Consider the following 19622-nt stretch of genomic DNA (forward strand, 5'->3'; position numbering starts at 1 on the left):
GACTCTCGAGTTCACCGTTGCGTCAATGACTATCCGGACGGCCGCGGTCGATCTCGGCCATGTGCTCTTCGGCCCACGCGCGCAGCGCCGCGAGCGGAACTTCCAGTGACAGGCCGAGTTCGGTCAGCCGGTAGTACACGCTCGGCGGCACGGTGGGCTCCACGCGACGTGCGACCAGCCCGTCCCCGGTCAGATTCCGCAGGGTCACGGAGAGCATCTTCTGCGAGACACCGGGCATGCGGCGCTGGAGCTCGGCGAAGCGCACCTCGCCCGGTGTGGCCTCGGCGAGCAGTTTCACCACCATGGAGACCCACTTCGTGCCGATGCGGTCGAGCAGCCGCCGGGTCGGACAGGCGGGATCGAACAGGTCGCCGCCCGCCTCGGCGTGCTTACGCAGGGGATCGGTAGTCACCTCGGGCTCACCCCCTGATTCGAAAGTGCGGTCTTTGCAGCGCTGAACAGCCTACTTACGGTTACCTGATAACCAATAGTTACCAGGAGTAGGTGATGACCTCCATGTCTTCCGACATCTCGTTATGCCGCATCGCGACCAATGGCATCGAGGTGAATGTCGCGGTCGCCGGACGTGGGCCCGCGGTACTGCTGTTGCACGGGTTCCCGCACACCTGGCAGTTGTGGTCGGAGGTGATCGGTCCGCTCGCGCGACGGCACCGAGTGATCGCACCGGACCTGCGCGGCCTCGGAGCGAGCACCCGAGCGGCCGACGGCTACGACGCGGCGAATCTGGCCGTCGACGCCGCGGGACTGCTGGACGCGCTCGGTGAGCCGACCGCGGCAGTGGTCGGCATCGATGCGGGCACGCCGCCCGCCTTCCTGCTGGCCATGCGGCACCGGGACCGAGTCCGGCGACTGGTGCTGATGGAGTCGCTGCTGGGCACCCTGCCCGGCGCCGAGGACTTCCTGTCCGTCGGGCCGCCTTGGTGGTTCGGGTTCCATGCGGTGCCCGGCCTCGCAGAGAAGGTCATCACCGGAAACGAGAAGGCGTATATCGACTGGTTCCTGACCGCAGGTACCCTGGGCCGCGGTGTGCCCGGGCCGATTCGGGACGCATTCGTCGAGGCATACGGCGACCCGGTGGCCTTGCGATGCGCGTTCTCCTACTACCGTGCGATGCCGACCAGCGCCCGGCAGATCCGTGACGCGGTGGCCACCGCTCGGCTCACGGTTCCCACCATGGCCGTCGGCGCCCATCCGGTAGGCAACGCGCTGGCCCGGCAATTGGCTCCCATCACCGAGGAGCTGACCAGCCACCGGATTCCGGGATGCGGGCACATCATCCCGCTCCACGCACCGACGGAACTGGTGTCACTGCTGAGCGATTTTCTCGCCGACGACCGTACGGCCGCACACCGGCCCGATTGACGGAAAAGGCGCGCAAACCAACCGAGCCCCGAATCGATGTGCGTCGATTCGGGGCTCGCTCGGGGGTATTCGTGCCTATCCACCGATCGCTCGGTAGTTTGACGGTACGAATGTACCGGCTTGTACGCGATTTCGCCAAACCCGGCTGCGGCCACGACGGAATGGTTCAACGAGCAACTTCTTATCCGTCGGGAGATCCGACACCCGAGGAGCCGGATCGCCGCGGGTGACTCAGATGAGGTTCTTCTGCTTACGGATTCGCCGGCGCAGATCGACCATGAGCGCGTGCGACCCGCCGTGCCGCACGAAGCGCGGAATGAAGCGATTGACGAAGGAAACGAAGACGAACAAGTTCTCGAAACGCCGCTGGTCCGCGTCGGTCCACGACACCCGGAGCTGTTCCCGGAAAATCGGAGCCAGGAATCCGATGGTGAGAAATCGCAGCAGATTCCGAAAAGGCAGCCGCAGGTACCAGTGGATCATGCGAAGGTTGAGCAGGCTCTCGAGGTAGCCGCGAACGTAGTCGTCCAGCACCACCTGCTCACACGCGGTGTTCCAATACTCGTCGAACTCCGCGCGCGTGGCGGGCCACATGTCCCCCGTGACTTGCAGGGTGGTGCCCAGGGTCGAGGACGAGGTGTAGAACGCTTCGGCCTGCTCGTCGTTCATTCTCCCGTGCAGCAGCTGGTAGGTGTCCTCGAAACCGATGTAGAGGCAGGCGGCGACCCACAGTTGCAGATTGCGGTCGAAGGCGTTGTACTTCACCGCGGCACCCGGGGCCGAATGCACCTGCCGGTGCGCCACATTCACCGCTTCGCGATATGCCGCGCGCTCTTCGTCGGTGCCGAGGATGGCGACCGCGAGATATTGGGTGGTCGTGCGTGCACGTTTCCACGGGTGCTTCATCAGCGATCCGGATTCCACCTTGCTCTCGGCCACACCGTAGCCGACGCCCGGCCGGGCCATCTGCATGACGACGTTCGCCGCGGCACCGGCGAAAGACCAGAAGTCCAAAGCGTCGGTGAGTTTGATCGGTCGCTTGGTGTAAGGCCGATGCGTGACGCTGATCCCGATGCGGGTGCGATCCTTTGTCAGCGGCACACTGTGATCGCGCTCGGGATGATGAGCGACTGCGGTCATCGGGATGTCCTTCCATCTGCGTTCACACGTCGTACGACCAGGCGAATCAGTCGCGCCGACGTCAGCCGGACGCCGCCGAACACCAGCCCGGCGGCGGAGAGCACGACGAGGAACTCGAACACGGTCAACTCCGCGCCGAGCACCCGACCGACGGTCGATGACCCGGATCCGACCGTGTCGGGGCGTCCCACGGACCGCGAAGTCGAGGTGCGCCCGACCCCCGCGCGTTCCCACTTCGGCCGTTCCTCCGCGAGAACGTCGACGCGCATCGGACTCTCCTGCTTTCGATGACCCGGGCCGGTCACCTTCCCCGTATGTTACTGATCATTCTAGTCGAAATGAAGAAGGTTACGCAATCAAATTGCCATTATGAAGCGGAATCATGCTTCCTCTTGTCGATTGAGGTGTATGCGAATTCTGCCTGAACAGACCTAGATCGACACCCGGATCATCTCCGCGCTTCGGGCAGTTGCGTCGCCGTGTCGAACAAGGTGACCTCCATCAGTCGCGCCACGGCCTCCCGCGGACAGCCGCGCCTGCCGTCCCCCAGTGCCCTGCCGAGGTCGACGACCAGACCGAAGGCGGCGTGCACGAGAATTCGCGCTTGGGCTTCGGACAGCTCCGAACGCACGGCGACCAGCAGCTTGCCCCACTCGGCCACCGACAGACGCTGGATGTTGCGCAACACGACCCGGTCTTCGGCCGGGACGTGCGAGAACTCCGTGTAGTAGACGAACGTCAGTTCCCGCTCGGCGAAGGAACCCGCGACGTAGAGCGTGATCAATTCCGTCAGCGCCTCGACGGGAGTGGCCGATGAGGCGATGGCGGGACCGATGGCATCGGCCACCCGGTCGGCGGCGCGCCGGAAAGCAGCCGTCAGCAGGTCGCTTTTGCTGCGGTAGTAGCGGTAGACGGCGGAGGCGGCGGTCAGGTCCGCCGCGGCGGCGATGTCCTCGACGCTGACATTCGGATATCCGCGCTCGTGGAACAGTTCCACGGCTTTCGCCAGCAACAACTGGTGTTTGAACGGCGTCGGCGGATCGGCAGCCGGCTCCACGGCGGAGAACTCGGCGAATGCGGGCAACGTGGCGTGCACCGCCGTCCAGCACGCGGAGGCCAGCAGCGCCGCAAGTGATTTCGTCGGCAAGGCGGCATGGTGATCACCGATGCTGCTGACGACGCTGAGCACCGCCACCGCCCGGACGAATTCGTCTCGCTTGCTCAGCCTTGGGCGCACCGCACCGATCAGCCTGCGTAGCGCGGCGATCGAGGTCGCGAATTGCTCGGTGAGGGTCTTGCCGTCCTCGTCGTCCAGATAGCGGCCTTCCCAGCGCGCCAAAGTCACGGTCGGGCGATTGGTGACGGCCTGGGCGATCAGGGCATCGATGACGTATCGCAATCGAGCCTCGGCACTCCAGCTGTCGGCCTGCGCGGGAAGGGTCACCGCGTCGACGGTGACCTGGCCCAAGCGGAGCAGCTCTTCGCGGAACAGCGCATACTTGCTGGGGTAATGGCGATACAGCGCCGCGGAGCTGATCCCGACCTTGGCCGCGATCTCCTCCATGCTCACGCCGTGATAGCCGAGGGCGCCGAACGCGGCCGCGGACGTGGCGGCGATCTGCGCCCGCCGGTTACGCGGGCGTCGGCGCACCACCCGTGCCGAGCCGGGCTCGGCGGATTCTGTCCTGGCGCTCTTCACGGCACTGGCGTCAGGGTTGCGCGGGTAAGGCCAACGGCGAGTTGACCTTGTTCACCAACCACCGGTCCCCGACCTTCTCCAAGCGCATCACCATCGACAACTGACCCGGCGCGGGCTTGCCCTTGGTGCCGAGACTGGTGATGGTCTGGCCGATGACCACGATCGCTTCGGCGGAGTGCTCGTCACCGGCGCGAATCGCGCACTGCACGTCGCGGGTGGCCGAAGTGACCTGGCCTTCGCCGAGCACCGAACGCAGTTCCGTGCTGGTGGACTCGAATTGCTTCTTCCAGTCGCCGGTGGCGCCGTCGCTGACGGCGGCGAAGTAGGCATCGAGATTCTTCGAGTCGTAGTTCGCCAGGATGGGCGCATAGCGGCAGGCCGCCGCGCGCGCGTCCTCCTGCGCCGCCAGCAGATTCTCGCTGTGGTTGTTCTGGACGTACCAGTAACCGGCCATGGCCACCGACACGCCGACGAGGATCACCGCCGCCGAACGCAGGACGATCGGACCGGGACGCCGGATCGGCAGTCGGCGCAGGCGGCGCAGGCGATCACCGGCTGTGCCGGATGCGGCGGGATTCACGTTGGCGTCCGCGTCCGGCGTCGTCGTGTCGCCGGAGTCGGTTCTCGCCGACTCGACGACCTTCTCATCCGCTTGCGCCGCAGGCGATTCGGTTTCACCGGCCGGATCGACGTCGTCATTCTTCATCGGAATCTCCTAGTTGCCGGGGACCGGGCGGGACAGTTCGTCGCCATGGACGCCCGGCGGCCGGTTGGCCCCGTTGTCCGGGATGGCGGGACGTGGCGCGTTCGCCGAACCACGCACCTGCAGGGCGGGGTCGTCGGTGACGCAGTAGTTGTAGAGCCGGACCCGGTTGTCGGTCATCTTGTCGGTGGGCACCACGGGGATGGTGTCGTATTCACAGGTGGGGCGCGGCCAGATGTCGACCAGCGTGTAGAAGGCGTTGTCGTGGGCGGGGATGCCCAGCGCCTGCGAACCGACCCGCAGCGCGGGGAACAGCGCCTCGATCGCAGGGGTGCGCAGCTTTGCCGCCTTGGTGATCGCGACGAAGTTCGTCACCAGGTTCGTGATGGGGTCCTGGGTGCGGGATATGAAGCCGCCGAGAGTGCCGAGCTGCGCGGGCCCTTCGTCCAGGAGGTGACGTACTTCCAGATCCGCCGCGGTCAGCTGCTCGAACAGCACGCCGCCCGTGCGCGTGAGCGTCGCGAGGTCCGGCTGCGCATGCGAGGTCGTCTCCGCGATCACTTCCAGGTTCTCGATCAGCTGTCGTGTCTGCGGCAGCAGATCGGTCAACCCGGCCATGGCGCGGCTGATGCCCGACACCATGTTGCGCAATTGGTCGGGGCCACCGGCCAGCGCCTTGTCGAGCTCGTCGACGATGACGTTCAACCGGTCCGGGTTCAATCCCCCGATGAAGCCGCTGAGATTGGTCAGCACCGACTGCACGGTCACCGGGACGGTCGTCTGGGAGCGTTCCACCAACGCCCCGTCGGTGAGGTACGGGCCGGTGTCGGAATCCGGGCGGAAGTCCAGGTACTGCTCGCCCGCCGCCGACAACCGGCCGACGGCGACCGTGCCGCCCACCGGGATCTTCGCCGCGGAGTCGATCTGGGCCACCGCCGCGACGCCGCTGCCCGCGACTTTCACCTCGCGGACCCGGCCGACCCTGGTGCCGCGGAAGGTGACGTCGTTGCCCGCCGACAAGCCGCCGGACGACCGCAACTCCACGGTCACCGTGTAGTCGTCGCGCAGCGGATCGAACCGCAGGACCTCGGCGCCGAGATAGGCCGCGCCGAGGACCAGCACCACGATCAATCCGAAGTTCGCGACCGCGACGCGGCGGCGTACCAGCCATCGCCACAAGGGGGGATTCATCGGCCTCCTCCTTGCTGCTGAGCTTGCTGTGGCGGACTGGTGACCCGGCCGATCACCTTCTCGATCACCTGCGCCAAACTGCCGATGAACGCGGGCACGTCGCCGATCTCGGGCAGCCTGCTGCCGCTGGGATCGGTCAGTGCCCCGACACTGAGATAGGACACCGTCGCCGCGACGGCCAGGGCGGGACCGTCCAGGCTCGCCATCAGCGAGGGGTACAGGGTGTGCAGGCCGTTCAACGTTCCGCCCAAGTCGTCGCCCATCTGGGTGAAGCCGGCCATCAACCGCTGGATGCTGTCGAACAGGCTCACCGCCTGCGGGCCGGTCGTCTCGGTGAAATCGCCGAGCGCGGTCATCGTGGTGGAGACTTTGTCGAGCAGATCCACGATGGACTGGTTGTTCTCGGTGAGCAGAGCCAGCAGACCCGGGAAGGTATCCGCGGCGTCGCCCAGTTCGGCTTTCCGCCTCGCCAATTCCCCGGTGAGCACGTTGAGGCCGGTCAGGACGCTGTCGATGTCGCCGGTGCGCTGATTCAACGCGGCGATGACATTGGTCAGTTCGCTGAGCAGGTGCGCCAGTTGCGGTGCGCGGCCTGCGAACATCGAATCCATCTCGGAGGTGATCTTCGCGGCCTGGTTGATGCCGCCGCCGTTGATCAGCATCGCGACCGACATCATCAGCTGCTCGACGGACGCGGCTGCCGAGGTGTGCTCGGTGCCGATGACGTCGCCTGCGCGCAGATCATCGCCGCCCGCTGTCGTCGGGGGCAAGGTCATCGCCACGAAGATGTCACCGAGCGGCGTCGCCTGACGCAGCTCCGCGGTGGTACCTCGTGGCAGCTGGATGTCTTCCCTGATCAGCATTTCCACCTCCGCGATGAAGTTGGTCGTGCTGATCGCGGTGACGACGCCGATATCGGTTCCGCCGATCTTCACGTGGGCGTGGTCGGGCAGATTGAGCGCGTCGCGGAAGGCAGCGCGAATGGTGTAACCGGGGGCGCCGATGCCGGGTTTGGGCATCGGCAGGTTCGCCACCGTCACGCCGCAGCCGGTCGCGGTGCCCATCACCGCGACCAGCGCGGCCGCCACCGCGGTGCGTCGAAGCGGGTTCGTGCCGATCATTTCGAAATCCCCAGTAGTGCGGCGGTGAGGCCGAAGTCGGGTCCGAAGTCCTGGACCTTCCCGGTGCGGCAGCCATCCAGGCGCATCTGGATGCGCTCGCAGAACTGCGACACCACCTCGTTGTCGAGTAGGACCTTGTCGGTCAGCGCGTGCAGGCGCAGCGCTTGATGTTCCCGGCTGACGGCGTTGGACAAGTTCTCGAACAGCAACGGCCCGACGTCGACGATCTCGGTGAGGCCGCGGGCGTTGGCCCGCATCTGCTCGGTGATGGTGGTGAATCGCTCCAGCGCACCCGCGAGCTGATCGGAGTTCTCGCCGACCAGCGTGGCGGTGTTGGTGACGAAACGGTCCAACTGCTGTAGCACCGCCTGCAGGCCGGGCGCCTGATCACCCAGCAACTGCACCAATTCGGTGAGGCGGCCACTGAAATCACGCACCGTCTGGTCGTTCTGGGCGATGATCTGAGTGATCTCGTTGAGTTTGATGATCGTGTTCGAGATCTGGTCTTTGTTGGCGAAGGTCACCTCGAACGCCGAGGACAGCGCGTCCAAGGTCGCGCGCAGTTTGTCGCCGTTGCTGTCCAGGAGCGGGAACAGGACGCGGCTGGCCATCGGCCCGTTCTGGTCGTCGCCTTTGAGCGCGGCCCCGAGTTGGTCGAAGTTCTGCAGAATGCGGTCGAGTTCGACCGGTGTCCGCGTCCTGGCCAGCGGGATGTGCGTCCCGTCGGTCAGCACCGGCCCGTCCCCGCTGTACGCGGGGGCGAGTTCGACATGGCGATTGGTGATCAGCTGTGGCGACACCAAGGCGGCGATGGCATCGGCCGGGACCTTGGTTCCCTCTTCCAGGCTCATGGTGACCTGGACGTAGCTGCCCTTGGCCTCCACGGTGTCGACTCGGCCGACCGGAACGCCCAGCACCGCGACCTCGTTGCCCGCGTACAGCCCGGCGACGTTCTCGAAATCCGCGCTGATGCGGATGTGCTCGCCGAGGTACTGCCTCGGCAGCGAGGTCAGGCTGTCGGGTACGAGCGCGCAACTCGCGGTGACCAGCGCGGCCGTGATCAGCACGCCGAACTGCGCGAATCGTCGTGTTCTCATCAATTGCACCCCTGTACGGCTCGAGCGAAGCACAGCCAGTTGTCCGGGAAGAACCACGGCGCCCAGACGTCGCCGTACGGCCCGTTGCCGACGGCGTTGTTGAACTGCCGCAAGGCGATGGGCATGTTCTCGTAGAGCCGGTCCAGATTGTCGCGGTTCTTCACCAACCCCTCCGACATGGTGTTCAGGTCGTGGATCAGCGGCGCGAGCCGGCCGTCGTTCTCCAGCCCCATCTCTTGGAGCAACCTCGACAGGGCCGCGACGTTGTCGAGCAACTGCTTCAGCAACTCCTGCCGCTTCTGGACGGCGTTGCCGATCGCCTCGCCGCGGGTCAGCAACAACAGCACGCTGTTCTGGTTGTCCGAGACCAGCTGGGACACCTGGTCCATGCTCTTCAGCAGCGAGTCCACTTCGTCGCGGCGATCGGTCACGACCTTGGCGAGCGCGCCGATGCTGTCGAGCGCCTGGACCGCCAGCTGCGGGGAATCCCCCATCTGCTGGTCGACCAGGTCGAGCGCCTGGCGTAGCTTCTGCGGATCGAGGCGTTCGATGCGTTCGAAGGAGTTCTTGTACTTCGGGTCCTGGATAACCTTGCTCAGGTTGTACGGCACCGACGTGTTCTCGATGCGGATGCGATTGCCCGGCAGTCCCTTTCCGTCACCGGGCACCAGATCCACATGCAGGCGGCCGAGAATCGTCGACATCTTGATGGCCGCACGCGCGTCGGGGCCGAGACGGAGATCGCGACGCACTTTGAGATCGACCACGACCTTGGTGCCTTCGAGACGTACCGCGCGCACCGCACCCACTTCGATTCCCGACACGTCCACCGTCGCACCGGGGCGCAAACCCGCGGCCTGGGCGAATTCGGCGTGCATCATTTTGTCGCCCAACCGGGCCTGGGTCAGGACACTGGAGCCGATCAACAGAGCGGCCACCGTCGCGGCGGCGATCAGACCGAGTCGCAGATACCGGTTCCGCAGGAAGCCCGGCCACGGAATGCGCTTGCTCATCGGCACACCTCCGAATGCGAGTTGCCGCCCACCTGGGAGAACAGTCCCGGAGGCAACAGCACGCCCCACAACGACACGTCGAGGCTGCACAAATACGCGTTGCCGTAGGCGCCGTTGCTGGTGAAGCGCGCGACGCCGTTGAGGACGGCGGGCAGTTCGACCGCAGCCCGGTCCAAGGAAGCGCCGTTGAGCAGCAGCAATGCCACACCTGTGGTGGCATCGTTCTGCGCCTTCGACAAACCTGGCTTGACCTGCATGATCAGCTGGGTCAGCGAGTCGGTCGTGTGCGCGACGCGGTCCACCGACTGCTTCAGACTCTCGCCTTGCGAGTAGAGCGCCTCGACCAGCGCCCTGGCCTGGGTGAGCAGCGTCTCCAGCTCGCCGCTACGATTGGCCAGGCCGCCGATCACGGAGCTCAGGTTGCTCAGGACCTCCCCCAGGATCTCGTCCCGCTGCCCGAAAGTGCCCGCCAGATCCGCGGCTTGGGTGATCAGGCTGCTGAGCGACACCTGGTTTCCTTGCAGGGCCTGGATCAACGTCTCGGACAGGGAATTGACCTGATCGGGTTGCAGCACGCTGAACAACGGCTCGAAGCCGGACAACAACGCGGACACGTCGAACGACGGCTCGGTTCGCTCCAGCGGAATCCGCGCGCCCGCCGCGACGACGGTGCCCGCTTCCTTGCCCGGCGCCAGGGCGATATAGCGCTGTCCGATCAGGTTCTGATAGCGCACCAGCGCCTTCGTCGTGGTGGTGAGATGCTGGCGCGCATCGATCCGGAACTCGACCTCGGCACGGTAGCCGTCGGTGAAATCGATCTTGTCCACCCGCCCGACCCGCACGCCGGCCATGCGCACGTCGTCACCGACGCGCAGCCCCAGCACATCGGAGAACACCGCCGAATAGCGCTGGGTGTCCCCGGCGACCGACCGCTGCAACGTGGACCAGATGGTGACCGTGAGTGCGATCGCCAGCACCGCGAACACGCTGAATCCCGCCAGCGCTTTTCCTGATTTCATCGGCGCGGCCCTCCTTGGTCGGCCTCGGTCACGGTGACCGATCCGCCCGCCAGCACCGGACTCAGCAGCAGGTACTGGGCCATGGTGGGCCGTGCTCCGACGATCGCCGCCACGGCGTCGGATCCGCGCAGCGCGATCGGCTGCGCCGGGACGCCTGGAGTCTGCGGGTCCGGCTCGGTGGGCGGCACCGTGTTCGGCGCCGGCGAAAGACCCGGGATGGACGGCAGACCCGGGATGAACGGGAGACCGGGTATCGCGGGCAGGCCGGGCAGCACCAGACCCATGGCGCCCAGCGGTGCGGGCGCGACCGGTGCGGGTGCGGGCCCTGCCGCGTCGAGCCACTTCGGCATCAGCTGCGGCGGGTAGTTCTGCTCCGGCGCCACCTCGGGCACCGTGACTCCTCCGCAGCGGGGACCGTACTGGTCGCCGTAATGCGGGCAGTCCTTCGCCGTGTACTGCTGGAAGGGCGTGAACGAGACATCCATCTTCCACACCATCTGTTCGGCCGGGCCGAAGTGGAACGTGGTCGCCAGCCGTTGCAGCGCCACGTTCAGATTCGCGGCGGTGTACGGGATGGCCTCGGGATCCCTGGCCAAGCCGCCGAACAGATCGTCCAGGCCGGAAACCAGGAACTTGCCCGCGTCGGGGTTGCGGGCGAACAGCGCGTTGACCGAGTCGACCGTCGCGTTACCGGTGGCCAGCAGGTCGATGAGCTCGGACCGTCGTTCGGCCAGCGTGCGCGCGGTGGTCACCGACTCCGACAGCACCCCGACCAGCTCGGGAGCGGACTGGCTCAACGCGATGGATGCCCGCCCGAGATCGCCGAGCAGCGCGTCGATCCCGGGCGTCGCCCGGATCTCGGTCAGCCAGTTGTCCAAACGCTCCACGGTCGATCCGGGCGCGCGCGCCGCGGGATCCAGCGCCGCCGCGAGAGTGGCCAGTACCCGGCCCAATTTCTCGGGCTGAATATTTTCCAGCACGTTGCGCAGCACGTTCAACGTCGTCTGCAACGCCACCGTCTCGCTGCTGGTGTCCTCCGGAATGGTCGCACCGGCGCGCAACGTCTTCGGTTCCGGGCCGTTGTCGACGAATTCGATCGCGGTGACGCCGAACAGGTTGTTCGGGATGACCCGGGCGGTCACGTTCACCGGAATCGTCTCGGCCACACCGGGTTTCAAATCCACGCGCGCCTGCTGCCTGGCGCCTCTCGCCACCACGTCCACCGCGGCCACCCGGCCGACGACCATGCCGCGGAACTTGACGTCCGCCCGGCCGGGCAAGCCGTCTCCCGTGCTGGTGAGCACCACGGTCACCGGGACTTTGTCCTCGAAGTAGCCGGTGTAGCGCAGCGCGAGCAGATACAACAGGACCGCGACCGTCGTCAGCACCGCCAACCCGGCCAGGGTCAACTGCCTTGCGGTCGGTCCGCGACCACTCGGGTCAAGAATCATCGTCGGCCTTACCCCGAAATCCGGAACCCGGGATCGATGCCCCAGATCGTCAACGTGAGAAAGAGATTCGCGAACACCATCACGACGATCACCATCTTGATGGCACGCCCGGCCGCTACCCCGACGCCTTCCGGGCCACCGGTGGCGACGTAGCCGTAATAGCACTGGATGAACGTCGACAGCATCACGAACACCACTACTTTGAGCAGGGAGAAGAAGACGTCCGGGCCGATCAGGAACTGGAAGAAGTAGTGATCGTAGGTGCCGGCGGCCGTCCCGCCCAGGAACAGCACCGTGATCTTGGTAGCCAGATAGGCGGTGGCCAGACCGATGCTGTAGAGCGGAATGATGGTCAGCGTCGAGGCGATCATGCGGGTGCTGATCAGATACGGCAGCGGGCGGATCGCGATGGACTCCAGCGCATCGATCTCCTCGGAGATCCGCATCGAGCCCAGCTGAGCGGTGAACCGGCATCCCGCCTGGATGGCGAAGGCCAAGGTGGCCAGGATCGGTGCGAGTTCCCGGGTGGTGGCGAACCCGGAGATCGCTCCGGTGAGCGGGGACATCGTCAGCAGATTCAGAGCCGTGAACGACTCCATGCCGACGATGATGCCGCCGAACGCGCACAGGATGACGACCACACCGATCGTGCCGCCGCCCACGATGAGCGAGCCGTTGCCCCAGCCGATATCGGCCGTCAGCCGCGCCACCTCACGGCGGTAGTGCTTCAGGACGAACGGGATGGCGATCAGCGCTTGGAAGAACGTGATGGCCTGATGTCCCACACGCTGGTTGGCGTGCACGGGCGCCAGCGCGGCTTTCCCTGCGGCGTGCAATGGCCGCAGCGCCGGGGGTGTGTAGCTGCTCGCCATGCTCACACCACTTTCGCCGGGAAGAGCGTGTTGTACAGCTGGGTCAGAATGATGTTGGTGGCGAACAACATCAGCGCCGAGCTGACCACCGCCGAGTTCACCGCGTTCGCGACACCGCCGGGGCCGCCGTGGGCGTGCAAGCCGATATCGCAGGCGATGACCGCGGTCAGCACTCCGAAGATCGCGGCTTTGACCAAGGCGATGATCAGGTCGTTCGCCACCGCGAAGGACGCGAACGAGCTGATGAACGAGCCGGGCGTCCCGGACTGGGCGTAGACGTTGAACATGTACGCCGTCGCGAATCCGACGAAAACGACGAAGCCGCAGAGCAGGACGCTCACCAGTACCGCCGCCGCGAGCCGGGGCGCGACCAGGCGGCGTACCGGGTCGACGCCCATCACCATCATCGCGTCGATCTCTTCCCGGATGGTCCGCGATCCCAGATCGGCACAGATCGCCGAACCGACCGCACCGGCGACCATCAACGCCGACACCAGCGGTGCGCCCTGGCGGATGATGCCCAGCCCCGCTACCGCGCCGATGAATGTCGTTGCGCCGACTTGATTCACGAGTGCGCCGACCTGAATCGAGACCACGACGGCGATCGGGATGGCCACGAACACCGTCGGCGCCGCCGACACGTTGGCCATGAAAGCGCACTGTTTGATGAATTCCCGGTAGGGGAATCGTCCCCGCACGAGTGAGACGAACAGCTGGACAACCGCTTCGCGGCCCAGAGTGACCTGCCTGCCCAGCGTTTCCAGCGACCGCTGGGGATGGCGCCGCCACAACCCCGAGGCGCTGTCGATCATCTTCCCGAGCTCGCCCGGTTCCAGTGGCGGTTGCTTGTCGGCTGGCGTTCGCAGCGAGGCAGTCACCGGTAGCCGTTCCTTTCCGATTTCTCGTCCACCGCGCCGGCGGCCGCCCCCTCGATGGCGCGGAGCGTGTGAAGTGTTGCACACCTCACAGCGGCCAGACAAGTTATAAGTTATTGACTATTCCACCCATTGGGTGACACGTGGCTCGCATGCGACGCGACGCAGTATGCAGCAGGATCGATCTGTACTGCGTCTACATGCGAAGATGCGAACAGGCTACATCATCGAACAACACATCCGAACAGTAAGTAATCGCCCATTCTTCACTGCATCCGAGTCGGAGCCGACCCGGCGAGCCACTAGGAGAGGGCTTCCAGCCAACGTTGCAACAGCATCGCGAGTGCGACGAGCACCGCGCAGCCGGCCAGGAAAAGACTGAGTACGGCCACCCACAGCCCGAAGCGGAGCACGGGATTGACCTTCATCTGCCCACCGAGGATCTTCACCACGATCACGAGAACGTCGATGAGCCACACCAGAGCCATCATCAGGTCATGCACACATTCGAGAAGGTCAGCACGGGCCAGCACACGATCGATCCCAGAAACGACATCAGCAGATCGATGCCGTGCATATCGCGCAGATGGCCGGTGTGCGTGAGAGTCCAGATCACCCCGGCCGAGCCGTAGGGAACGCCGATGATGATCAGAGTCCCGAGGAACTCCGAGAGCTTCATCTCGTAGCCGAGTATTCGGTCCAGCTTTTTGAGCATGCGTCGATGCATCCTTTCGCTTCGATCCACGCCGCGGCCCACGAACCGTGGACACCACCGGAAGGGAAGTGCCCAATCGCACGCACCGGTCGACGCGACCCGAGCCGTATGTTAGTCGATATTCTCGCGTATACGGAAGGGTTGACGAGCAATATGGACTGATATCACCGATATGAGCAGGTCATAGGACCGATGCGCCAGCGGTCCATCCTTGTCATGTTGATGCACATTCTCCACATTTGTAGATGTCGACTGAACCGCCCTACGCGTCGACGCAGCCCGATGGCAGTGGTGGGCCACCTGGACCGCGAGCCCTCCACGCAGCCCGCGAGGCCGAGCTGCGCCGCACTCCGCCGTTCGGCCTTGACCTTGCCCCCAGGGCAAGGTTGGAGGGTGGTCGGCATGACCAACAACGCACTGCACACCGTCGAAGCCCGGATGCGCGAGCAGGCCGCCGCCTACTGCGCGTCCAACGAGGTCCCCGGATTCGTCGCCGGCGTCTACCACGCCGGTGAGCAGATCGTCGTCGCCCACGGCACCGCGAACATCGCCACCGGGGCGCCGATGCGCGAGGACACCGGCTTCCTCTTCGGCTCGGTGACCAAAGTACTGACCACCACGCTGGTCCTCCAGCAGGTCGAGCGGGGTCTTCTCGATCTCGACGCGCCGGTGGTGCGGTACCTGCCCGAGTTCGCCCTCACCGCGCCGGGCGCGGCGGACAAAATCCTGGTGCGGCACTTGATCTCGCATACCAACGGCATCGATGCGGACCTGTTCTTCCCCGATGCGAAAGGGCGCGACGCCCTGCGGATCTACGTCGAGGGCCTGGCGAGCAATTGCGGTGTCCTGTTCGAGCCCGGCGAGCAGCTCAGCTACTCCAACGGCGGCATGATCGTCGCGGGCCGTCTGCTGGAGGTGGTGACCGGGCTGTCCTTCCCCGATCTGCTCGAGCGCGACGTCTACGCACCCGTCGGCATGACGAACTCCAGCACTTCCGCCGAACGGGCGATGCTGCGCAGCACCGCGATCGGGCATTTCCCGGACCCGGACACCATGGCGGCCAGGCCCACCGGCATGTTCACGCTGCCCGACACCTGGGGACCGGCCGGCGGGACGCCGATCGGCACCGTCGCGGACCTGCTCGCCTTCGGGCGCACCCACCTGGCGGGCGGCGTGTCCCCCTCCGGCACGCGCGTGCTCTCGGCCGGGTCGACCGCGCTGATGCAGCAGATCTCGCACGACATGGCCACCCCGAACGTGCCGCCGATGGGCCTGGGTTGGGTGCGGTACCCGTTCGGCGACACGACCGTCCTGGCGATGTCGGGCGCGTCGCCCGGCGGCGTGTCCATCCTGTGCGTCGTGCCCGAATACGACCTGGTGTTCACCGCCTTCGGCAACACCCCCGGGGCGATCATGCTGCACGACCAGATCCTGCGATGGCTGCTGAGCGAACATCTCGGTGTCCGGATACCCGCCCTGATCACCGAATCGGCACAGGACATCGATCTCACGCCCTACGTGGGCACCTATCGTTCCGATCAGCTGCGCGTCGACGTCGATGTCGTCGACGGTCAACTCGAGGAGCGCGTGACCTACGAACCGGCGGACGCATCGCAGGAGCGGATCTTCACCGAATTCGCCGGAGGTATGACCGCCGCCCCTCCGCAGCGCTACGTGCCGGTCCGGCCCGGCCTTTTCGCGCCCGCCGGATATCCGCTCGAGACGTTCGACGGATACCTGCGGCTACTGCTCGTCTCCTACCACGAGATTCGCGATGGCCGAGCGCGTTTCCGCAACGGCGGCGGCCGCCTCACCCGGCGGGATTGAAATCTCGATGCCGTCCGCCGCCAGGAGGGATGTCTCCGCCGCCGGGGTGCGGCGTGCATGAGCCGATCTCGGGTCGCAGCAGGCGTGTTCGCCATTAGGCTGACGCCGTCGAAGGTGCCCGAACGGCCGTCCTGTGTGGTGGGGCCGGCCGCAGCGGTCGGGCGCGGAAGAGCGAGGTATGCGCGATGCGGGACAGTCGGTGGCGGCGGGCGGTGGCATCCGTCGTGTGCGGAGTCGGGCTGCTGGCGGGATCGTCGGTGAGTGCGGCGGCGGACCCGGCCGGTGAGACCGGTGTCGTGTGGTTGTGCAGGCCGGATCGAGCGGACGACCCGTGCCGAGGCAACTCGGCGACCACGGTGCGGCAAGCGGGACAACCCGATGCGCGCGAGGATCCAGCGCCGGCCGGGGATACCGGGGTGGACTGCTTCTATGTGTACCCGACGGTGTCCTTGGAGCCGACGCCCAACTCCGATACCGCGGTGACCCGCGAGGTGCGGGCGGTGGCCGAGCAGCAGGCCGCCCGATTCTCCCAGGTCTGTCAGGTATTCGCCCCGGTGTACCGGCAACGGACCATCACCGCGCTGGCGCGGGAACGGGCATATTCGCCCGAGCAGCGCGCCGACATGGCGCGCATCGCGTACGACGACGTCCTGCGCGCATGGCGGCAGTTCCGCTCCGAGCGCGAAAGCGGCAGGCCGGTAGTGCTTGTCGGGCATTCGCAGGGTGCGCGGATGCTGCGCCAACTGATCCGGGAGGAGATCGAGCCGCAGCAGGCGGTGCGCGACCGGATCCTGTCGGCGATCCTGCTGGGTGGCAACGTGGTGGTGCCGAAGCACGGCGACGTCGGCGGCGATTTCCAGTACCTGCCGCTGTGCCGCAGCGAGCAGCAGACACGGTGCGTCCTGGCCTGGCAGACCTTCGGCGCGACCCCGCCTCCGGACAGCCGGTTCGGCCGCAACCCGACGACGCCTGAGCCGCTGCCTCATCCGTACGGCCCGGACTACGAGGTCGCCTGCACCAATCCGACCTCGTTGCGCGACAATGAATCCCGCGTCGCGACCACCGTGCTCCGTACCGGCCCCGTGCCCAGCCCACTCGGCGCCGAACTGGCGCTTCGCCACGGACCGTCCGCCGTCGCCGCGCCGACCCCGTGGCTGGTCCCGGCCGAGAAGTACCGGCTCCGGTGTGTGCGCGACGGCGACGCGACGGCGCTGCTGGCGACGCCGGAACCGGGCGGCCCCGAGCTGTATGCCGTCCCCGACGCGACCTGGGGCCTGCATCTCACGGACGTGGAGATCGCACTGGGCGATCTGGTCCGCATCGTCGCGTCCCAGATCGGCGCCGCGCACCGCTGAACACCGAAGCCGTCGGTCTCCCGACCCGGCCCTACTCGAGGCCCGGCACCCGAAACCGCGCGGCGATGCGGACCGGGCGGCGGATCACGAGCGCGGCTCTTCGGGGATGGCCGCTATCGCATCGATCTCCACGAGCGCGCCGGGCCGAGCGTGTCCCGCGGTGGAGACGACCGTGATGGCGGTGCGGTGGTCGCCCCACACTGTTCGCGCCGCCGCGTATCCCGCCTGCGCGTCGGCCGCGTCGACGAGGTAGATCGTGAGTTTGACGACGTGTTCCGGACCGGTGTTCCCAGCCGCCAGCACGGTCAGTACGTTGCGCATGGCCTGCACGGTCTGCGCTTCCAAGCCATCGAGCAGTGCGCCCGTGCTGTCGGTACCGAGCTGACCGCCGACGTAGAGCGTCCGTCCCGCGGGTGCGATCACGCCCTGCGTGAAGGCCGGGTTGCGGTGCAGTTCTTCGGGGTCGAGGCGGGTCGTATTCGTGGTCATGGGCTTCCTGACGGCGTCGGTGTGCAGGTAGAGGTCTCGGAGCAGGCAGACCTCGGACAGGTGGTGGATCAGCTCACGGTGGATGTGCAGGACCAGATCTGCCATCGAGGCCTCCGGGAAGGGTTCGTCCGGGCCGATCGGGACCCGGAGGCCGTCCTCGCCGAGAGCACGCACTCCGGTCAGCCAGATGTCGAGCTGGGCTTCGAGCTGTTCGAGCGCGGTGGCCGCGTCGCCCGCGTACTCCCAGGTCTGGTACGAGGCGGCGGGCGCGCCGAAGTGGGTCGCGTTGCGCGCGGCGAGCACGCCGACGATGACGTGACCGAGTCGCCAGGCGATCGTGGTGAACGGCGTGGGGACGGGCTCCGGGAAGGCGTAGTCGATCGTGAAGTCCCCGGCCCCGGCCTGCACGGGCGCCGTCGAACTGCCGCGCGGCCGCACGTTCCATGCGTCCGGTACCGGCGACCAGAAGTACTCCTCGTCGGTGAGGCCGTGCAGCCGGTCCCGTAGCTGATGATTCCAGTGGGCTTCCCACTGCTCGCGCAGTGTCCTGTTCCAGTCGAGTGCGTCTGCGTCCATGCCGCCACCCTGGCACCCCTAGCGGACAGAATCGGTCCGCTGCTTCTGGCAAGCTGAGCGACATGGAGACGGGGAGCGGTGGCGAGCGGGGCACGACCGAGCGGGTGCTCACCCTGCTCGGACTGCTCCAGCAACGCCAGGTCTGGACCGGGCCCGAGCTCGCCGCGCGGCTGGGCGTCACGCCGCGCACGGTGCGGCGCGATGTCGAGCGCCTGCGCACGCTCGGCTATCCGGTACACGCCTGCCACGGTATCGGCGGCGGCTACCAGCTCGGCCGCGGACAGGAGCTGCCGCCGCTGCTCCTCGACGACGAGGAGGCCATCGTCACCGCGGTCTCGCTCCTCGGCGGCGCCGGCGCCGCGGTCGCGGGCACCGAGGACGCCGCGCTCCGGGCGCTGGCCAAGCTCGACCGGGTCCTGCCCACCCGGTTGCGGCACGAAGTGCAGGCACTCTCCGGCTCGGTGGAATCCTTCGGCGGAGGCCAGCCGCCGATCGACCCCGACGTGCTGATGACTCTGGCCAGGGCCTGCCGCGACGAGGTCGAGGCCGGTTTCGACTACCCCGCAGGAGAACAGGTGCGACGGCGACGGGTCGAGCCTTACCGCTTGGTCTCCTCCGACCGGCGCTGGTACCTGCTGGCCTTCGACCTCGACCGCGACGACTGGCGCAGCTTCCGCGTCGACCGGATGACGGAGGTGGCCGCACGGACCTGGCGCTTCCGCCCGCGCGCGGCGCCCGAGGCGGCGGCTTACGTGCAGGAAGGCGTGGCGAGCCGGGTCTACCCGCTGCGGGCCCGCTTCTTGGTGCACGCCTCCGCCGAGACGGTGCGCGCGCAGATCCCGGCCTCGGCCGCCGCCGTACTACCGTGCGGCAGCGATCGCTGCGAGGTTCGCAGCGGAGCCGACCACAGCCTCGACATCGTGCTCGTGCACATGCTGTTGCTCGGGCACGACTTCGAAATCCTCGACCCTCCCGACCTCGCGCACCGCAGCCGCGCGCTGGCCGAGAAATTGCTGTCGGCCGGTGCGAAAATCGCGCCGGCGCCCGGCATCGGGGATTCCTGAGCCCATCGCGTCCGCACGATCGCCGCGAGCCC

Annotated in this window: 20 protein-coding genes and 1 pseudogene; 4 read left to right on the plus strand and 17 right to left on the minus strand. The window is 66.9% G+C overall.

What is annotated here, in order from left to right; genetic code table 11:
• Positions 1-22 precede the first annotated feature (22 nt).
• Positions 23-412, minus strand: coding sequence for a winged helix-turn-helix transcriptional regulator (locus tag ON21_RS14750; RefSeq protein WP_086006422.1), 390 nt, complete (start codon positions 410-412; stop codon positions 23-25).
• Between the two features lie 95 nt (positions 413-507).
• On the opposite strand from ON21_RS14750, the gene ON21_RS14755 reads away from it, so the two are divergent.
• Positions 508-1383 (plus strand): alpha/beta fold hydrolase, encoded by an 876-nt coding sequence (locus ON21_RS14755; protein WP_039798466.1) that lies wholly within the window; start codon positions 508-510, stop codon positions 1381-1383.
• A gap of 231 nt (positions 1384-1614) precedes the next feature.
• Here ON21_RS14755 and ON21_RS14760 read toward each other — a convergent pair whose 3' ends face one another.
• The 14 genes from ON21_RS14760 to ON21_RS14825 all read right to left on the minus strand — a co-directional run bounded on the left by ON21_RS14760 (position 1615) and on the right by ON21_RS14825 (position 14279).
• On the minus strand, positions 1615-2523 hold the full coding sequence (locus tag ON21_RS14760) for an oxygenase MpaB family protein (protein WP_039798467.1): 909 nt from the start codon (positions 2521-2523) through the stop codon (positions 1615-1617).
• Positions 2520-2792, minus strand: coding sequence for a hypothetical protein (locus ON21_RS14765; protein ID WP_039798469.1), 273 nt, complete (start codon positions 2790-2792; stop codon positions 2520-2522). Before ON21_RS14765 ends, ON21_RS14760 begins: the two co-directional genes overlap by 4 nt.
• Before the next feature lie 179 nt (positions 2793-2971).
• Positions 2972-4222: a TetR/AcrR family transcriptional regulator gene (locus ON21_RS14770; RefSeq protein ID WP_039798470.1), complete on the minus strand. Its 1251-nt coding sequence runs from the start codon at positions 4220-4222 to the stop codon at positions 2972-2974.
• Positions 4223-4232: 10 nt separating this feature from the next.
• Positions 4233-4928 carry a hypothetical protein gene (locus ON21_RS14775; RefSeq protein WP_051020811.1) on the minus strand — a complete coding sequence of 232 codons (696 nt, stop codon included), beginning with the start codon at positions 4926-4928 and terminating at the stop codon, positions 4233-4235.
• A 9-nt stretch (positions 4929-4937) separates the two neighbouring features.
• Positions 4938-6116 carry an MCE family protein gene (locus ON21_RS14780; RefSeq protein WP_039798471.1) on the minus strand — a complete coding sequence of 393 codons (1179 nt, stop codon included), beginning with the start codon at positions 6114-6116 and terminating at the stop codon, positions 4938-4940.
• Entirely contained in the window at positions 6113-7237 is a 1125-nt protein-coding gene (locus tag ON21_RS14785; protein WP_039798472.1) for an MCE family protein, read from the minus strand. The genes ON21_RS14780 and ON21_RS14785 overlap by 4 nt, the downstream gene beginning before the upstream one ends.
• Positions 7234-8334, minus strand: coding sequence for an MCE family protein (locus ON21_RS14790; RefSeq protein WP_039798473.1), 1101 nt, complete (start codon positions 8332-8334; stop codon positions 7234-7236). Before ON21_RS14790 ends, ON21_RS14785 begins: the two co-directional genes overlap by 4 nt.
• Positions 8334-9347: an MlaD family protein gene (locus ON21_RS14795; protein WP_039798498.1), complete on the minus strand. Its 1014-nt coding sequence runs from the start codon at positions 9345-9347 to the stop codon at positions 8334-8336. Before ON21_RS14795 ends, ON21_RS14790 begins: the two co-directional genes overlap by 1 nt.
• Positions 9344-10366, minus strand: coding sequence for an MlaD family protein (locus ON21_RS14800; RefSeq protein ID WP_039798474.1), 1023 nt, complete (start codon positions 10364-10366; stop codon positions 9344-9346). The genes ON21_RS14795 and ON21_RS14800 overlap by 4 nt, the downstream gene beginning before the upstream one ends.
• On the minus strand, positions 10363-11817 hold the full coding sequence (locus ON21_RS14805) for an MlaD family protein (protein ID WP_039798475.1): 1455 nt from the start codon (positions 11815-11817) through the stop codon (positions 10363-10365). Before ON21_RS14805 ends, ON21_RS14800 begins: the two co-directional genes overlap by 4 nt.
• Positions 11818-11825: 8 nt before the next feature.
• Positions 11826-12689 (minus strand): ABC transporter permease, encoded by an 864-nt coding sequence (locus tag ON21_RS14810; RefSeq protein WP_039798476.1) that lies wholly within the window; start codon positions 12687-12689, stop codon positions 11826-11828.
• 2 nt (positions 12690-12691) lie between these two features.
• Entirely contained in the window at positions 12692-13501 is an 810-nt protein-coding gene (locus tag ON21_RS14815) for an MlaE family ABC transporter permease (RefSeq protein ID WP_051020816.1), read from the minus strand.
• A 365-nt stretch (positions 13502-13866) separates the two neighbouring features.
• A complete protein-coding gene (locus tag ON21_RS14820; RefSeq protein WP_039798500.1) occupies positions 13867-14055 on the minus strand; it encodes a hypothetical protein in 189 nt (62 codons plus the stop codon).
• Entirely contained in the window at positions 14055-14279 is a 225-nt protein-coding gene (locus ON21_RS14825; RefSeq protein WP_039798477.1) for a hypothetical protein, read from the minus strand. Before ON21_RS14825 ends, ON21_RS14820 begins: the two co-directional genes overlap by 1 nt.
• Positions 14280-14681: 402 nt before the next feature.
• Here ON21_RS14825 and ON21_RS14830 point away from each other — a divergent pair, with 402 nt between their 5' ends.
• Together ON21_RS14830 and ON21_RS14835 are read left to right on the plus strand one after the other, a co-directional pair.
• Entirely contained in the window at positions 14682-16106 is a 1425-nt protein-coding gene (locus ON21_RS14830; RefSeq protein ID WP_039798501.1) for a serine hydrolase domain-containing protein, read from the plus strand.
• 185 nt (positions 16107-16291) lie between these two features.
• The gene (locus ON21_RS14835) at positions 16292-17461 is read left to right on the plus strand and encodes a DUF3089 domain-containing protein (protein ID WP_083880625.1); all 1170 of its coding nucleotides are present in this window, start codon (positions 16292-16294) and stop codon (positions 17459-17461) included.
• 84 nt (positions 17462-17545) lie between these two features.
• Here ON21_RS14835 and ON21_RS40090 read toward each other — a convergent pair whose 3' ends face one another.
• The gene (locus ON21_RS40090) at positions 17546-17950 is read right to left on the minus strand and encodes a RidA family protein (RefSeq protein WP_083880629.1); all 405 of its coding nucleotides are present in this window, start codon (positions 17948-17950) and stop codon (positions 17546-17548) included.
• An 18-nt stretch (positions 17951-17968) separates the two neighbouring features.
• A pseudogene (locus tag ON21_RS40095) lies at positions 17969-18526 on the minus strand (DinB family protein); the annotation flags it as partial.
• Positions 18527-18588: 62 nt separating this feature from the next.
• On the opposite strand from ON21_RS40095, the gene ON21_RS14845 reads away from it, so the two are divergent.
• A complete protein-coding gene (locus ON21_RS14845) occupies positions 18589-19590 on the plus strand; it encodes a helix-turn-helix transcriptional regulator (RefSeq protein ID WP_039798479.1) in 1002 nt (333 codons plus the stop codon).
• The last annotated feature ends 32 nt before the right edge of the window (positions 19591-19622 follow it).

The sequence above is a fragment of the Nocardia araoensis NBRC 100135 genome (assembly GCF_000308435.1).
GTDB lineage: Bacteria > Actinomycetota > Actinomycetes > Mycobacteriales > Mycobacteriaceae > Nocardia > Nocardia araoensis.

What these genes read in the sequence shown, in the direction of transcription:
- ON21_RS14755 (WP_039798466.1), top strand. Translation starts at nt 508, where the DNA reads ATGACCTCCATGTCTTCCGACATCTCGTTATGCCGCATCGCGACCAAT.
- ON21_RS14760 (WP_039798467.1), bottom strand. Translation starts at nt 2,523, where the DNA reads ATGACCGCAGTCGCTCATCATCCCGAGCGCGATCACAGTGTGCCGCTG.
- ON21_RS14765 (WP_039798469.1), bottom strand. Translation starts at nt 2,792, where the DNA reads ATGCGCGTCGACGTTCTCGCGGAGGAACGGCCGAAGTGGGAACGCGCG.
- ON21_RS14775 (WP_051020811.1), bottom strand. Translation starts at nt 4,928, where the DNA reads ATGAAGAATGACGACGTCGATCCGGCCGGTGAAACCGAATCGCCTGCG.
- ON21_RS14780 (WP_039798471.1), bottom strand. Translation starts at nt 6,116, where the DNA reads ATGAATCCCCCCTTGTGGCGATGGCTGGTACGCCGCCGCGTCGCGGTC.
- ON21_RS14785 (WP_039798472.1), bottom strand. Translation starts at nt 7,237, where the DNA reads ATGATCGGCACGAACCCGCTTCGACGCACCGCGGTGGCGGCCGCGCTG.
- ON21_RS14790 (WP_039798473.1), bottom strand. Translation starts at nt 8,334, where the DNA reads ATGAGAACACGACGATTCGCGCAGTTCGGCGTGCTGATCACGGCCGCG.
- ON21_RS14795 (WP_039798498.1), bottom strand. Translation starts at nt 9,347, where the DNA reads ATGAGCAAGCGCATTCCGTGGCCGGGCTTCCTGCGGAACCGGTATCTG.
- ON21_RS14800 (WP_039798474.1), bottom strand. Translation starts at nt 10,366, where the DNA reads ATGAAATCAGGAAAAGCGCTGGCGGGATTCAGCGTGTTCGCGGTGCTG.
- ON21_RS14805 (WP_039798475.1), bottom strand. Translation starts at nt 11,817, where the DNA reads ATGATTCTTGACCCGAGTGGTCGCGGACCGACCGCAAGGCAGTTGACC.
- ON21_RS14810 (WP_039798476.1), bottom strand. Translation starts at nt 12,689, where the DNA reads ATGGCGAGCAGCTACACACCCCCGGCGCTGCGGCCATTGCACGCCGCA.
- ON21_RS14815 (WP_051020816.1), bottom strand. Translation starts at nt 13,501, where the DNA reads ATGATCGACAGCGCCTCGGGGTTGTGGCGGCGCCATCCCCAGCGGTCG.
- ON21_RS14820 (WP_039798500.1), bottom strand. Translation starts at nt 14,055, where the DNA reads ATGATGGCTCTGGTGTGGCTCATCGACGTTCTCGTGATCGTGGTGAAG.
- ON21_RS14825 (WP_039798477.1), bottom strand. Translation starts at nt 14,279, where the DNA reads ATGCTCAAAAAGCTGGACCGAATACTCGGCTACGAGATGAAGCTCTCG.
- ON21_RS14830 (WP_039798501.1), top strand. Translation starts at nt 14,682, where the DNA reads ATGACCAACAACGCACTGCACACCGTCGAAGCCCGGATGCGCGAGCAG.
- ON21_RS14835 (WP_083880625.1), top strand. Translation starts at nt 16,292, where the DNA reads ATGCGGGACAGTCGGTGGCGGCGGGCGGTGGCATCCGTCGTGTGCGGA.
- ON21_RS40090 (WP_083880629.1), bottom strand. Translation starts at nt 17,950, where the DNA reads ATGACCACGAATACGACCCGCCTCGACCCCGAAGAACTGCACCGCAAC.
- ON21_RS14845 (WP_039798479.1), top strand. Translation starts at nt 18,589, where the DNA reads ATGGAGACGGGGAGCGGTGGCGAGCGGGGCACGACCGAGCGGGTGCTC.